Raw genomic sequence first — 14508 nt, forward strand, 5'->3', positions numbered from 1 at the left:
AGCTAATGCAGCAACCTTCTTCAACAACCGCAGACTCGTCTGCGGTTTTTTCGTATCCACAGCCTGACGGCAAACCGGTCGCGGTTGAGTTTCGTCAGGTCAGTAAATCGTTTGGCCCGCATCAGGTGATCCGCAATGTCGATTTGCGCGTTACCGCCGGTGAAGTGGTCGCGGTGTGTGGCCCGTCTGGTTCGGGGAAATCCACGCTGATCCGTATGATTAATCATCTTGAGACGCTGACCAGCGGCGAGATCCTGGTTCACACTCAGCCGACATCTGGGCTGAGCGGCAAAGCGCTGCGTGAATTACGCACCCACATCGGTTTCGTATTTCAGCAGTTCAATCTCTATGCCCATCTTGATGCGCTGGACAACGTTAGTCTGGCGCTGGTGAAAGTACACGGCTGGAAGCCGGTACAGGCGCGCCAAAAGGCCAGCGAACTGCTGGAGCGCGTAGGGCTGGCGGACCGTGCACATCACTTTCCTTCGCAGCTTTCCGGTGGTCAGCAGCAGCGGGTGGCGATCGCCCGAGCGCTGGTGACCGACCCGAAAATTATCCTTTTTGATGAGCCGACCTCGGCACTTGACCCAGAGATGATCGGCGAAGTCCTGCAGGTGATGCAAGCGCTGGCGCACAGTGGCATCACCATGATTGTGGTCACCCACGAGATGAGTTTTGCTCGTGAGATTGCTGATCGTGTCGTTTTTATGGACGGCGGGGAAATTCTCGAGCAGGCGGATCCGGAGAGTTTTTTCACCCGTCCGGTGCACCCACGTGCACAGCGTTTCTTGCAAAAAGTCTTGTTCCCATTACAGGCGGCAACCGGGAGGGAGCTTTGATGACGTGGCATCTGGATTGGGCCGGGGTATTAACCGGTCAGCCGCTGCAGTGGATCATCTCCGGCTTTCTCACCACGCTTTACGTGACCATTGCGGGCAGCGCACTGGCGACTTTACTGACGCTGTTGCTGCTGGCGCTGCGTTTAGCGCCGGGGCGCGTTGGGCGCAGTGTGGTGGCGGTGTATGTTTCTATTTTTCGCAATACACCCTTGCTGGTGCAGCTGTTGTTCTGGTACTTCGCCGCTTACGGTGCGCTGCCGCAGGGGCTGAGGTTATACATCGGCGACGTGCATCTTTGGGCAGTTCTACCGGTTAATGTTTCATGGCTGACGCCAGAATTTCTCTGCGCCGGCTGGGGGCTGGCGCTCTTTAGCGCGGCATTTTTGCTCGAAGAGGTACAGGCCGGACTCAATTCAGTGCCTCACGGGCAGACCGAAGCGGCGATGTCTCAGGGGTTTAGCCGCTGGGCGATGCTGCGCCACGTGTTGTTGCCGCAGGGGCTGATTAACGCCTGGCAGCCGATAGCCGGGCAGTATCTCAATCTAATGAAGCTTTCGTCGCTGGCGACAGGTATTGGTTTCTCTGAACTCACCTACCAGATTAGCCAGATTGAGAGCTATAACGCCCATGCACTGGAAGGGTTTGCCGTCGGCACCGTGCTCTATCTGCTGCTCGGTTTGGTGATGGGTTGGCTAATGATGGCGCTCGGCCCACGTCGGCCAAATAAGCGCCAGCCGCTACTGTTGGCTGCGGTGAAAGCGCAGGGAGAAGGTCATGGCGTTTGATTATTCGGTACTGCACGACAATTTCACCTATCTGCTGTGGGGGAGAGTGGCCGACGGCGATCCGGGCGGCGTATTGCTGACGCTGATTATGGCGATATCTGCGGGTGCTCTTTCGCTGGTTTTGGGCGTTGCGATGGCCGCACTGGCGTGGCGGTTTGGCGGCTGGACGCGGCGTGCGCTATTTATCTGGGCTGACTTTATTCGCGGTATTCCTCTTATTTTTGTTATTTTTTGGCTCTACTTCCTGATGCCGGTGGTGTTTGGCAGCGCCATCCCCGGTACGCTGACGGTGATATTAGCGCTGGCGTGGTTCACCTCAGCAGCGGTGATGCATTCGACGCTGTCCGGACTAGAGTCTTTGCCTGCCGGACAGAGCGAGGCGGGATTAGCATCGGGTTTCAGCCAGTGGCAGATACTGTGGGTATTGCTATTACCGCAGGCATTGTCGAACCTGTTGCCATCCTATCTTGGGTTGCTGATTTCGCTGCTAAAAGACACCTCACTTGCGTTTATCGTCAATGTCCCGGAGCTGACCACCGTTGCCGGCCAGGTCAATAACCGCGTGCAAATCTATCCGGCGGAGATTTTCCTATTCATTGGGCTTATCTATTACCTGCTGTGCGCTACGCTGGCGGCAGTTGCCGGGAAATGGATGAACAAAAAAACGAAGGCGCAGCAGCCCGATATTACGCGCGTTCAGGGAATTTAAGGCCGCTAATGGCTGCGGCTAAAACAGCGCGCCAAACGGTCAATAACCTTGACCAACTCAGACTGCGGCAGGGCAAAATTAAGACGCATAAAACCCTCGCCGTTAGTCCCAAATTTAAGTCCGCTGTTGGGTAGCAAACCCGCATCTTTAATCAGACGTTGCTGCAATTGAGCATGCGTTAAACCGCTTTTTCTGAAATCCAGCCACGCCAGATAGGTGCCCTCGGTGTGGAATAAGGTCACGTTGGCGATATCTTGCAGCCCTTTTTCAAGCAGCGCATAGTTACCGCGTAGTGTTTCAATCAGCGCATCAAGCCAGGGCGCTCCATGACGATAGGCAGCATCGCAGGCAATCATCCCCAGCATATTCGGCTGATGAACGCTTAACTCTTCTAACTCATCACTCAGCTTTTTTCTGATTTCGGCATTTTTAATCACCAGATGGGTAATCGGTAAACCGCTGAGATTGAAAGGCTTACAGGGGGATGTAAAGGTAATGGTTAAATCAGCAAACTGTGGATCGAGGCTGGCGACCGGCGTGTAGGGCGTATCGCCGATAATCAGGTCCTGATGCACATCATCGGACAGGAGTAATAATCTGTGGTGCTGACAAAGCTCGGCAATCTGCCTTAATTCTTCTGACCGCCAAACTTTGCCAATCGGGTTGTGCGGATTACACAGGATCAATATTCGGCTACGCGACGTAATTGCGGCGTGGAGGCGGGCGATATCCAGTGAATAGCTGCGTTCATTTTCAACTAACGGCACGTCAATAACGCGGCGGCCGGTATGCTTGATAATACGATTAAACGTGCTGAACCCGGGTGAGAAGATAATCACCTCGTCATCGGGCTGACTATTGGCTCGAATGGCAATATCCATCGCGCTAATAACCGACTCACAGGGCAGCACCCATTGTGGGTCGATTCTCCAGCCGTGACGAACCTCCTGCCAGCCGCAAAAGAGTGCAAAAAAGTCCGCTGGCCACTCGCTGTAGCCAAAAATGCCGTGCTCAACCGCCTGCTGCAGGGCGTCGACCACCACGGGCGGGGATTTGAAATCCATATCGGCAATCCACAGTGGGATCACCGGTCCAGACAGGCTGTCGGTAAATTCATTGACCTCCAACCATTTAGTGGACAAGCGTGAACGGCGGTCAATCACCGTCTTAAAGTCAAATTTTCTGCTCAAGGCTTTTCCTACAGTATTCATTGAGGCCCATGACATTGGCTGTGTTTGGGGCATTAATAGGCCAGGAAAAATATCACGTCTCCTCTCGATAAGAGACTTGAGCAAATAAATAAATCTAAATATATTGGCGTTTACTGTCATGAATACACGTTATTAATACAATAATCTGCAGCGGTGTTAATTTTCTGAGCGGTCACCAAACCAATATTCTGCCGTAACGCCCCCGTCCATCAGGAAATCGCTGCCCGTAATAAAGGCACCTTCTTCCCCCATCAGTAGAGCACCCACGTTGCCCACTTCATCAGGTGTCCCGCCGCGTCCGACGGCGCTGCCCTCGAGCATTTTTCTGTATCCCGGTCCGCGTGGGCCATTAAGTTCATCACGAGCAAGCGGTGTGAAAATGATGCCTACGTGCGATACCGCTCTGCTTCAGTGCGTTCCCGACCTGGGTTTCGTTCTGGTAAGAGGCTGCAGTATCGATCAGGCGATATCCCGTTTCGATGGCATCAATAACGGCTCTCTCGCATTCCGTAGCATCCGTCATTTGGAATACACCAAAACCCAGTAGGGGCATTTCAATACCGTTGTTCAGTTTTACAGTTTGCATGACGTTATCCTTCCGTTGTTATGTAGGAAAGCATAACGCAAACTGTTTTATTGGATTAGGTGGGGTAATCAGCTAGGGTTTATTAGTCCGATTCATTAATATTGGCTGACGCGATGGCCGCGCTCGTCAATTACCCCTTCACCGTCCTCTTTGGCAAACGCCCCCCGCTGCGGGTCCGGCAGAATAACCAGAACCACTTCTGACGGGCGACAGAGCCTGGTGCCAAGCGAAGTCACCACCATCGGGCGATTGATCAGGATCGGATGAGCCAACATGGCGTCCAGCAGCTTGTCATCGCTGAACCGGCCTTCCGCCAGCCCCAGCTGCGTATAGGGCTCGGTATTTTTGCGAAGGAGTTTGCCCACGCTGATCCCCATATCCGCAATCAGTTTTTTTAACTCATCGCGGGTCGGCGGCGTTTCCAGATACAGAATGACTGCCGGTTCGAAGCCGCTGTTGCGGATTAACGCCAGGGTATTACGGGACGTCCCGCAGGCGGGGTTGCCAGATGACCAAAACCAACGTCAGGACAAATATCGCGATCGCCAGAAACATAACCGTTTCTCCTTAAAGATAACTGCCGCAAAACCGGGATGATGAAAATTGAGGCATAACATATTTGTTTAAACGAATGTGTTAAGGCAAAATTTTAAATACAGACAGGCTTGCCGTAGGGAGTGCCGTTGTCGCGTTCGGCTTGCTGGCTGAGCTTAAGAATGTCATCCCGCTGACACAGGTAAGCCTGCTCAATGACTACCGCTGCCCACGCAGGCATGTGTGGTGACAGACGATAATGGATCCATTTGCCGTCACGCCTGTCGAGAAGGAGACCGCTTTCTCTCAGCAGGGCAAGGTGCCGGGATATTTTGGGCTGCGTTTCTTTCAGGGTGGATGAAAGCTCACAGACGCAGAGCTCACCTTTCTCGCGCAGTAGCAGCACCAGGCTCAGTCGCGTATCGTCAGACAGATTTTTGAAAAGTTGCAGGGGCAGAAGTTGCGGCATGAGAATTCCTGAGTAAAGGATTAAAGCAAGTGTCGCTTCTTGTCAGTGTTGAGTCAACAACATATTCATTATTTCATATGTATTCACTCTTCTTTCTCTGTAATACGCGTCAGATGAATCACCAGATACAGCAACTCATCGTTGGACATCACCATTTCCAGCAGGTTTTTAATGTAATCGCGGATCAGCAGCGCGCAGCGGTAAACGTGGGGATATTCCCGGATGACCTGCGAGAAGATGAAATCATCCTTGGAAACCACCTGCTTTTTTTCCACCATCCGCTGGATGAAGAACTGCATGTGAACCAGAAAGCGGGCGTAATTGAGCGAGTCTGTGTCGATGCTGATGCGAAAGTGATACTGAATAATATTGAAAATATCCTTCAGCATTTTCACCGCCAGCAGTGTATGTTCCATGTTTTGCACATCGGTTTGGCCGTTGACCAGATGAAAGGCGATATTAGCCGCCTCTTCTTCCGGAAGCTGGATATTCAGGCGCTGATTGATATACGCCAGCGCCTGCAGGGCCACGGTGAATTCATGGGGGTAGAAACGCTTCACCTCGAACAACAATCGGTTCTGGATGCTGATGCCCTTGTGATAACGCTCAATGGCGAAACTGATATGATCGACCAGTGTGAAAAAGATTTGTTCGTTAACGCCTCCTTTCAGCCCGGCATTCGCCAGGCCGAGGATCATCTGCACAATCTCAATATGCGCTTCCGGCGTATCCTCTATCAGACGAAGATATTCACGGCCTTTCTGATTATCTTGTACCGCATAAATTTTCTCGATGCTGGCCGGGTCGAGAACGTCACCCACTTTGTCGCCAAAGCCAATACCCTTGCCCATGACGATAACTTCGTTGTTATCGCTATCCGTTGATAGCACCAGGCTATTATTGAGTACCTTAATGACCTTCATCTTCTCAGCCATAAACCTCTTTTATTTAGCGATGTACGCCATTTGACGCGATTAAGCGCTGATACCAGCCGAAGCTGTTTTTTCTGATACGTCGCAGATCCATCAAGTCCTTTTCACCCCGGTTCACGTAGATAAATCCGTAACGCTTGGCGTAGCCCTGATGCGTACTGACTACATCGATAGCGGCCCACGGGCAATATCCAAGAAGCTCAACACCATCGTTGATCGCAAGCTGCATCTGCTCAACATGCTGACGCATAAATTCAATGCGGTAATCATCATTGATTGACCCATCCGGCAGCAAGGTATCCGGCGCGCCAATGCCATTTTCCGTAATCAAAATAGGCAGGTGATAGCGCTCGCAGGTTTTGCGCAATGTCAGACGCAACCCCACGGGATCGATCACCCAGCCATACTGCGTTTTAGCCACAAACGGATTTTCTGCGGCGCGATAGACGCCCGGTTCTCCCAGCATAATTTGTTGGTCGCCCGCCCGCGCGCTGATGTCTGAAGCATCACCGCGGCTGGCGGCGAGGGTCGCCGTTGAATAGTAGTTGATCGCCACATAATCCGGCTTCCCTTGCAAAAGGAGCAATGCGTCCTCGGGTTCCATCACCGGCGCCAAATCGCGATCTTCGAGATAGCGCCATGCAAGCGCGTTGTAACGACCATGAACCGCGACATCAAGAAAACTCCAGCAACGCAGGGTTTCCCAGTTATGGGCAGCGAGGGCATCCAGCGGATGGCAGGTTTCCTGATACATCGACGTTGTGTTAATGGCGGGGCCGATTTTCCCCGCAGGACAGCGCTGATGACAACGCGCCATCACTCTGGCTTGCGCAACCATCATATGATGATTTTGTTGGTACAACACCTTCTTCGGCGGTAACTCGCCCCCCTTAGGCAACCCGATCGCGCCTGGGTGCAGAATCAGCGTATTTTGTTCATTGATGGTCAGCCAGTATTTTATTTTGCCGCCAAAGGCGGTGAATAAAACGTCGGCGTACTCCACAAACGCATCGATCGTCTCTCTGTTCGCCCATCCTCCTTTTTGTTCGAGCACGTACGGCAGATCGAAATGATAGAGCGTCACCACCGGCTCAATACCGTGGAGCAGTAACTCGTCAATCAGTTGCTGATAAAATGCCAGCCCAGCCTGATTTACCTCGCCGGTGCCCGCCGGCAGGATACGCGTCCAGGCAACCGAGAAACGGTAGGCCTTCAGGCCCAGTTCAGCGAAGAGAGCAACGTCTTCGCGAAAACGGTGGTAGTGATCGCTGGCAACAGTAAAATCGGCGGTCTCTTCAGGATGAATCAGCATGTCAACAACCGACGGACTTTTACCGTCTTCATTCCATGCCCCTTCTACCTGATAAGCCGACGTCGACGCGCCCCACAAAAAATCTTTTGGAAACCCTTCCAGTGTCTGAAAAATCATGCGTTCTCCTTATCATCGTTCAGCGTGATGATCTGCTCACCAAAAGCGACGTTCCCCGGGTTGCGGCACATCAGTTGCGGATATTCTTCACTGTTAACCACCAGTATCGGTGTGATGATCTCGTAGCCCAATGCGGTGATGGCGGCAATATCAAAACGCACCAGTTCATCACCCACTTTGACGCGATCCCCCACCTGAATCTCAGAGGTAAAATGCTGACCGGCCAAATTGACGGTATCAATGCCGATATGCATCAAAATTTCCACACCCTTTTCGCCGCGTATCCCGACAGCGTGTCGGGAGGGCAGAAACGTCACCACTTCACCATCAACCGGTGCGCGCAACAGCCCTTCGTGAGGGATAATTGCGATACCTTGTCCTAAAAGTCCTTGTGAAAAGACATCATCATTCACCTGATCCAGTGCCACTAACTCACCGGCGAGCGGGCTAGCTATCGGTTGTTGTGCGGCGCGTATCGGTGTCGCATCCTGCTGGTCTGCCACGTCATCCACCGGATCGTCAAAGCCTAAAATCCAGGTCAACGCAAACGTCACAACGATAGCGATCGCGCAGGTAATCAGCGCATGGACGATGTTCATCGGGTTTTCGCCGATAAATGCCGGTAATGCTGCCAGCCCTGGCGAGACAAACGCGTAGCGAACCAGCCCACTCAACCCGGCATAAATACCGGCACATCCGCCGCCGATCATCGCCGCAATGAGCGGTCTGCGCAGTTTCAGCGTCACGCCATACAACGAGGGTTCAGTTATGCCGAGCAGGGCGGTAAAACCGGCCGAAGAGGCTAGCTGACGGAGATTTTTATTCTTAGTGCGAAACGCCACGCACAGCGTCGCCGCGCCCTGAGCAATGTTGGAAGCCAGCATGCCCGGCCCGTTAATCATCTCAAAACCATTCCTGGTGAGCTGTCCGGTAGCAATCGGAGTCATTGCCCACGCGGTGCCGGTGATCACCAGGAACGGCTGCAATCCCCCCATCAACATCGGGATCAGCCAGCTAGCTTTACCATCGATGGCCGCTGCACCGCTGGCCACCACGTCATTGAGGAAAATACCAAACGGTCCGACCACCACCAGTGCCAGCGGCGCAGTAACCAGTAAGATAATCATTGGTTTGGTGAAGAACTTGATCATACTCGGTGAGACTTTCTCGGCAAAACGCTCGATATACGACATCAGCCAGACGGTGAAAATAATCGGCAACACTGAACCGGCATAATCAGCCAGACGTACCGGGATCCCGATAAAATCAATCGCCGTGCCCGCCGCCCTCATCTGCGCCAGATTAGGATGCAATAGCGCACCCGCGATCGTCATGGCCAGAATCGGATTACATTCAAATTTGATCGAGGCACCGTACGCCAGCAGCACCGGCAGGAAAAAAAAAGCCGCGTCAGAAAGGGTATCCAGCAAGTGATAGGTCGGGCTGGCGGCGCTTATTACGCCGGTCAGTTTTAAAATCGCCAACAACGCTTTGATCATCCCCGCGCCGGTAATGGCCGGAATAACCGGCGTGAAAGTGGTCGAAATCACGCTGATGATTTGCGAAATAATTCCGCCTTTGGTTTTCTGCTTTTGCTGCATGCCGGTTTGCCCGCTGAGATCGCCTATCTCTTTTTGCATCGCGCGGAAGGTTTGCTGCACGTTGTTACCCACCACAATCTGGAATTGCCCCCCGCGCTCGACCACGCTTATCACGCCCGGCAACGCTTCGATAACTTTTGCATTGACCTTGGCGTCATCGTTAAACTCCATCCGTAAACGTGTGGCGCAATGCGTTAGTTTATTGACGTTCTGTTTGCCTCCCACGTGCGTCAAAATCTCAATACCCAGCTGTGTGTAGTCCATATGTTTTCCCTGGTGAAAAAAAGCAAAAAAAAAGACCAAAATGAAAATGCACCTCCCCTGAGAAGAAGTGCATTCTTATTTTGGTCTTGCCTGCCTGAGCAGTAACACGCCTCAATAAAAATGCGTTGGCAACCGGCATGAACCCGTTGCGTCTGGAGTATCGCCATAAGGCTATCTGGTCAGCAACAGCGAAAATTATTTTTTGCGAAGGGCATCACGAACTATTTAAAAAGCGGAGCCTTCAGCACGGCTCCGACACCAGCCCCGTCAGCGCGTGGCCCTTGTGATAATGATATGTTCGACCGGATCCAGCAAGCCAGTCATTTCATAATGATGCGCCACCACAAATAACCAATTGCTGGCCAGTAATAGCCGCAGCAGACGGCGACAGTAAATAACTGACCAAAGAGGCAACTTCCTGTGGCTGAATAAAACGGCCAATAGGGGGTAATTTAGGCGGAGAACTCTGCCGCTCAGGGGTATCTAGCATCGGTGTTTGAGTTGCACCCGGTGCCACAATATTTACCGTGATACCCCGCGGCGCCAATTCGGCAGCCCAGCTTCTGGCCATGCCAATCATCGCTGACTTAGTGGCCACGTACTGGCTACGTCCCGCAATGCCTGAAGATGTTCGACTGCCGAGCAGCACTATTCTCCCACCGTCCGGCATTTTATTCACCAAACGATCGGCCAGTACTTCGGCAACGCCAATATGAAGTTTCCACAACATTTCACTCGCTTGAAAATCCAACGTACCCAGGCGCGCGGCTTTCATTATACCGGCGGCATGGATAACGGCATCCATGGGCGGCAGCGCTTCGAGTATGTCAGACAGCTTGACGGTATCGGTTATATCCACAGACAGGCTAGTGAAATGGGGGGGCGGGGCAAGCATTTCGCGACGCGCTAACCCGGTCACCTTCCATCCCTCAGCCAACAATGTCTGGCATATCTTTTCACCGATTCCAGAACTGCATCCCGTTACCAGCGCATGTTTTTGGGGGGTATCATTCATGGCTTAGCCTTTCATGGTAGAAAATGGAATTTTGAACACCGCTTTACGTACCACCGCTGGACGCTGATTGCAGCATAATGCACGGTGCGGTTCACCTGGGGCGAAAGTCACAAAGTCACCGCTACGCAGCAAAATTTGGTTGGATAAGCATGGATTTTCAAGGATAAATAAATCCGGTTTTCGCTCTACAGCATGCTGACCGACAACGCTGCGGGTATCGAAACCAATAATTTCCTCCCCTTCCAGCACCACCTGAATGTCTAACCATTGCTGGTGGAACTCAGTGTGCCGCTCGTGCGCTGGTGAAGTATTCGCATGAGCAATATTGCAAAACCAGGCTGCTCCCACAGGTTGGAATCGTCCATCCTCTCGTGCGTGAAGTGCCTGAAGCGAACATGCCGGCAATGTCAGGATTTGTAGTAGGGCATTGGGTAGGGTAGCCATTTCCAGTGAGTGTAGATTTCCTATAATCATGCTCATGCTCCTGATGAAATAGCCCGCGTAAGGCGGGCAAAATAAGTTTCAGCCTTTCACCCAAGATTCATCTACGCATACGTATTTAATGGCCTGTCGATAATAGGTAAAAGCAATGTGCAGTTCGCCATTTGGCCCCTGTTTGATGCTTGGATAGGAAAATTCACGGTTCAGCTTTTGCTGAGAATTATTGGTCATGCAATATCCGTCACCCGTTTCTAGATTACGCTGATGAGGCCATGTGAGACCGCCATCTTCGGAAATGGCGAGTGTCATCGGCGCACGCGGAGCGCCCCAAAAAGCACTTCGCTTGCCGGGTTCTACCGTCGCCTCAGCGCGTTCATCTCCTTCATCATCTTCGATTTCATCATAAAGTGATGCACGACGCTCACTGGCATCCGCGGCACTCATTTTATTGAATACTAGCGCCAAATGGCCGTTGAAAAGGGTGGTCACCTGAATGGATGAGTTGTTGTTCGGCAGCTCAGTGGGTTGTGGCGACGTCCAACTGTTACCGCCGTCATGGGAGCGGCTCTGATAGATAAAATCCGCCCAGCGACTCCGGTACAATGCCAACAGACTTCCATCAAGCAAGGGGGTGATATTCATATGCACGCAACCTGTGCTTTCCGGCACGTGAACATCTCGCCAGGTTTTTCCTTTATCGGCGGATATTTTTACGGCACTGTCGTCGTTGTTACCGACCCATTTTTCCCCCGGCTTTGTGCGGCAATAGAAAACGGGGAGTAACCACTCTCCCGTTGCTAACACCGTAATCGGCTGACGAATAAACGTGCCGGGTTGATCGAGCAGGGTACCTATTTCGCCCCAACTTTTTCCCAAATCCTGTGACTGTCGAAAGCGGACAATGGCGGTTTCCTGATTTCCCGATTTTTGCGCGGTATACATTAGCCAAAGAACGTTGTCAGGGGCGAGAAACAGCAGCGGATTTTGTTCTGAGCGGCTGGTATCTTCAGACAGTTTTACGGGTTGACTCCACGCGCGTGCACCGTTGTCAAGACGCGACATATAGATGGAGATATCGGCTACTCCCTCCTGCGTACCCCCAAACCAGGCACATAACAGGCTACCGTCGGGCAAAGGCAGCAGATTCGCGGCATGGTTTTGTGGACAGTCGGACGGCAGCATGGCGTCGCTACGTGTTGCGTCATTTTCTACGGGATAAATCAATCCGATGCTGTCGACGCTTAACGTTTCAAGGGTCATCTTAATGCTCCTGATTTTGGAATAATCTGCGAATTTTTGCTCTTCACGGCACGCTGAGGGATCAAGCGGTCAATCACCATAATGATCGCTGGAGTGACCAGCGCAATGTACATGTTGTTGATCCCGAACGGATCGCCAAGCAGGTACCACACAGAGGTCACGACACAGGCTCCAATCAGGCCCACATTAGCGCCGCGCGCACTTTTAAAGAACGGCAGGTAAAAGGCCATGACGGCGACGACGGAAATCGACAGGCGGATAGCTCGGGTGAAGAAAGAAAGCTTGAGTACCTCAGGGACCAACAGCACGAAGATCAGTGGCAGAAAACCAATGAGCAATGAGAGCCAGCGGGTCATTTTAAATTCGCGCTCGGGCGTTGGATTGCGGTATGGCACATAAAAATCTTTCACAATAAGCGAGGCTATAGCCAGTGCAACGGTACTGACACTGACGAAAATCGAGGCCACCAGAGACGTGGTCACCAGGCCTGCCAGCCAAGGATTCATGTCCTGGATAAAGATGGGCAACGCGTACAGACTGTTCATTTCTGGATGCAGGAATTTCGCCGCTACACCAATCATGCCAATGGCTAGCGCAATGGGAATGCAGAAAAAGAATGCAACCCACGTCGCCCGCTTCGCTGATTCTGCGCTTTTGGTGGAAGAAATAGCCTGAATGACAAACTGGGTACAAAAAATAGAGCCGATGGTCCCGATCAGCCACGCAAAAATAGTGCTGGCGCCAATGCTGCCGTCCCAGGTCCAATAGAAGTCAGGCATTTCTTTCACCATCGGCATGACACCTCCGGTCATATGCAGGGCGATACCCAGAATAATCAGGACGCCGATATACTTAATGGCGCTGTGCAACATAGTGACCCACGCCATGCCCTTCATCCCCCCGAACGCGAAGTAAAATGTACTGACTACGGCAGTAATAAATGCCGCGACCGGGAGATTAACCTTCAGAACGGTAGAAATCGCCGCTGCACCGCTGACGTAGTTACCTACGTTTACGAGCAACAGCGCATAAATCATGATGATCGAAATGATGTTTTTAGTGGTGTTGCCGTACTTCTCGGCAATCGCCCCGGAGATGGTAATTTTCCCGGTATTATAAATACGTTTCACCAGCAGCAGACCAAAGATGGGGAAGCCGATGGCTGCGCCAAGGATTGACCAAGAGGCGGCAAATCCCCCTTCAAACGCAGCCTGCGCCGTGCCGATAGTGGATTTTGCACCAATATATTCTGACATCAGCAGTACGCCGACGATAAAGGCCGGCATCGCACGCGATCCCTCCATGAAATCACCGGTATTTTTACTTCGTAATCGATAGGTTAACCAAGTAGTGAACAGGATGTAGGCTAATACGATGCCAATAATGATAAACGTATCTGATGAGCTAAATTCTTTCATTTTTTCCTCACACAGCGCGTAGGGGGACCCCGCCTGCACATTTTCATACGCAGGTGTAGAGTTGAGACAGAAGGTAAGGCGCGGTTAACCGCGCAAATTAAAATCTTTAATAACGGCCAGGATCTTATTCGTATCGTCCTGCGTGAAGTCCACCGGATACCGGCTTTCACCCACGTTATAGCCGAGCAAATTCACGGCTTTTTTAACGACGGCCGGTGAAAAAGCAATACCGTAGAGCAGGGTACGGATCTGGTTGATGTCTGCCTGAACGGCTTCAGCCGCTGCGGCATTTTTTTCCTGCAAATGCCGATAAACCGCATTCACCTGTGCTGGAATAATATTAGCAATCCCGGAGATGCAGCCGATGCTGCCTTCAGTAAACCCACGATAAATAAGCGAGTCAGGTCCGGTCAGCACGCTAAAATCGCTAAATTGCTGACTGACTTCATGGAACCCTTGCAGGCTTTCCCACGAACCGGCGCTGTCCTTAATTCCTTTAATATTGGGATGTTCGGCCAACTCCCGCACAATTTCAGGCGTTAACGTATTCCCGGTTCGCGCAGGAATGTTATAGAGATAGACTGGGACGGTCAGAGCATCGGCAACCGCGCGAAAATGTGCAATCAGTTCCTGCGGGCGCAGCGTCGCAAACCACGGGGTAATAACCGACACGGCGCGTACGCCGAGCTTCTCGATATGTTTGCCTAAGCGGACTGTGGCGGAGGTTGAAATCTCACCGACGTGCGACATGACGCCGGTATCACCTCCCGCCGCTTCAAGACATATTTCAGTAACCCGAGTCTTCTCATGCTCATTGAGCATAAAAAATTCGCCGTTGGTGCCATTACAGAAAATGTTATTTCCAGCCTGTTGTTGACGTTTCACCTGCTCGCGCAATGCGACGCCGTCGATCTCCCCACTCGGGGAGAAAGGGGTCACTATCGCGGTATAGACTCCGGTAATATTATTCATCTTATTCTCTTCACGTCGGTGTAATTAGAAACGAAATAAAGTG

The 14508-nt window shown here is 52.0% G+C and carries 14 protein-coding genes and 2 pseudogenes; 3 read left to right on the plus strand and 13 right to left on the minus strand.

Annotated features, from left to right (window positions below; genetic code table 11):
• The first annotated feature begins 5 nt into the window (after nucleotides 1–5).
• From BS639_RS05745 to BS639_RS05755, 3 genes are read left to right on the plus strand one after another with little or no spacing between them, the layout of a single operon-like run.
• Nucleotides 6–839, plus strand: a complete 834-nt coding sequence (locus tag BS639_RS05745) for an amino acid ABC transporter ATP-binding protein (RefSeq protein WP_084982487.1) — start codon at nucleotides 6–8, stop codon at nucleotides 837–839.
• On the plus strand, nucleotides 839–1624 hold the full coding sequence (locus BS639_RS05750; RefSeq protein WP_084982489.1) for an amino acid ABC transporter permease: 786 nt from the start codon (nucleotides 839–841) through the stop codon (nucleotides 1622–1624). Before BS639_RS05745 ends, BS639_RS05750 begins: the two co-directional genes overlap by 1 nt.
• A complete protein-coding gene (locus tag BS639_RS05755) occupies nucleotides 1614–2333 on the plus strand; it encodes an amino acid ABC transporter permease (protein WP_084982490.1) in 720 nt (239 codons plus the stop codon). Before BS639_RS05750 ends, BS639_RS05755 begins: the two co-directional genes overlap by 11 nt.
• Nucleotides 2334–2338: 5 nt before the next feature.
• Here the strand turns inward: BS639_RS05755 and BS639_RS05760 are convergent, their stop codons facing one another.
• From BS639_RS05760 to BS639_RS05820, 13 genes and pseudogenes are all read right to left on the minus strand, one after another.
• On the minus strand, nucleotides 2339–3523 hold the full coding sequence (locus tag BS639_RS05760) for a MalY/PatB family protein (RefSeq protein ID WP_233427625.1): 1185 nt from the start codon (nucleotides 3521–3523) through the stop codon (nucleotides 2339–2341).
• A 177-nt stretch (nucleotides 3524–3700) separates the two neighbouring features.
• Nucleotides 3701–3928 carry an SDR family oxidoreductase gene (locus BS639_RS05765; RefSeq protein WP_084982494.1) on the minus strand — a complete coding sequence of 76 codons (228 nt, stop codon included), beginning with the start codon at nucleotides 3926–3928 and terminating at the stop codon, nucleotides 3701–3703.
• Nucleotides 3915–4130 (minus strand): annotated as a pseudogene (locus BS639_RS05770) (aldo/keto reductase); the annotation flags it as partial. The pseudogene BS639_RS05770 and the gene BS639_RS05765, both read right to left, overlap by 14 nt.
• Before the next feature lie 95 nt (nucleotides 4131–4225).
• Nucleotides 4226–4633 (minus strand): annotated as a pseudogene (gene arsC / locus BS639_RS05775) (arsenate reductase (glutaredoxin)); the annotation flags it as partial.
• 146 nt (nucleotides 4634–4779) lie between these two features.
• Nucleotides 4780–5133, minus strand: a complete 354-nt coding sequence (locus BS639_RS05780; protein WP_084982497.1) for a metalloregulator ArsR/SmtB family transcription factor — start codon at nucleotides 5131–5133, stop codon at nucleotides 4780–4782.
• A gap of 83 nt (nucleotides 5134–5216) precedes the next feature.
• Entirely contained in the window at nucleotides 5217–6056 is an 840-nt protein-coding gene (licT, locus tag BS639_RS05785) for a BglG family transcription antiterminator LicT (protein WP_084982554.1), read from the minus strand.
• 25 nt (nucleotides 6057–6081) lie between these two features.
• Entirely contained in the window at nucleotides 6082–7494 is a 1413-nt protein-coding gene (locus BS639_RS05790) for a glycoside hydrolase family 1 protein (RefSeq protein WP_084982498.1), read from the minus strand.
• On the minus strand, nucleotides 7491–9359 hold the full coding sequence (locus BS639_RS05795) for a beta-glucoside-specific PTS transporter subunit IIABC (RefSeq protein WP_084982500.1): 1869 nt from the start codon (nucleotides 9357–9359) through the stop codon (nucleotides 7491–7493). Before BS639_RS05795 ends, BS639_RS05790 begins: the two co-directional genes overlap by 4 nt.
• A 325-nt stretch (nucleotides 9360–9684) precedes the next feature.
• A complete protein-coding gene (locus BS639_RS05800) occupies nucleotides 9685–10374 on the minus strand; it encodes an SDR family NAD(P)-dependent oxidoreductase (RefSeq protein ID WP_055770966.1) in 690 nt (229 codons plus the stop codon).
• Nucleotides 10375–10377: 3 nt separating this feature from the next.
• Nucleotides 10378–10848, minus strand: a complete 471-nt coding sequence (locus BS639_RS05805) for a YhcH/YjgK/YiaL family protein (RefSeq protein WP_055770969.1) — start codon at nucleotides 10846–10848, stop codon at nucleotides 10378–10380.
• 48 nt (nucleotides 10849–10896) lie between these two features.
• A complete protein-coding gene (locus BS639_RS05810) occupies nucleotides 10897–12075 on the minus strand; it encodes a sialidase family protein (protein ID WP_084982501.1) in 1179 nt (392 codons plus the stop codon).
• The gene (locus BS639_RS05815; protein ID WP_055770975.1) at nucleotides 12072–13493 is read right to left on the minus strand and encodes a sodium:solute symporter family protein; all 1422 of its coding nucleotides are present in this window, start codon (nucleotides 13491–13493) and stop codon (nucleotides 12072–12074) included. Before BS639_RS05815 ends, BS639_RS05810 begins: the two co-directional genes overlap by 4 nt.
• Before the next feature lie 84 nt (nucleotides 13494–13577).
• Nucleotides 13578–14465 carry a dihydrodipicolinate synthase family protein gene (locus tag BS639_RS05820; RefSeq protein ID WP_084982503.1) on the minus strand — a complete coding sequence of 296 codons (888 nt, stop codon included), beginning with the start codon at nucleotides 14463–14465 and terminating at the stop codon, nucleotides 13578–13580.
• Nucleotides 14466–14508 lie beyond the last annotated feature (43 nt).

The organism is Rouxiella silvae, assembly GCF_002093625.1.
In the GTDB taxonomy this organism is placed as follows: Bacteria; Pseudomonadota; Gammaproteobacteria; order Enterobacterales; family Enterobacteriaceae; genus Rouxiella; species Rouxiella silvae.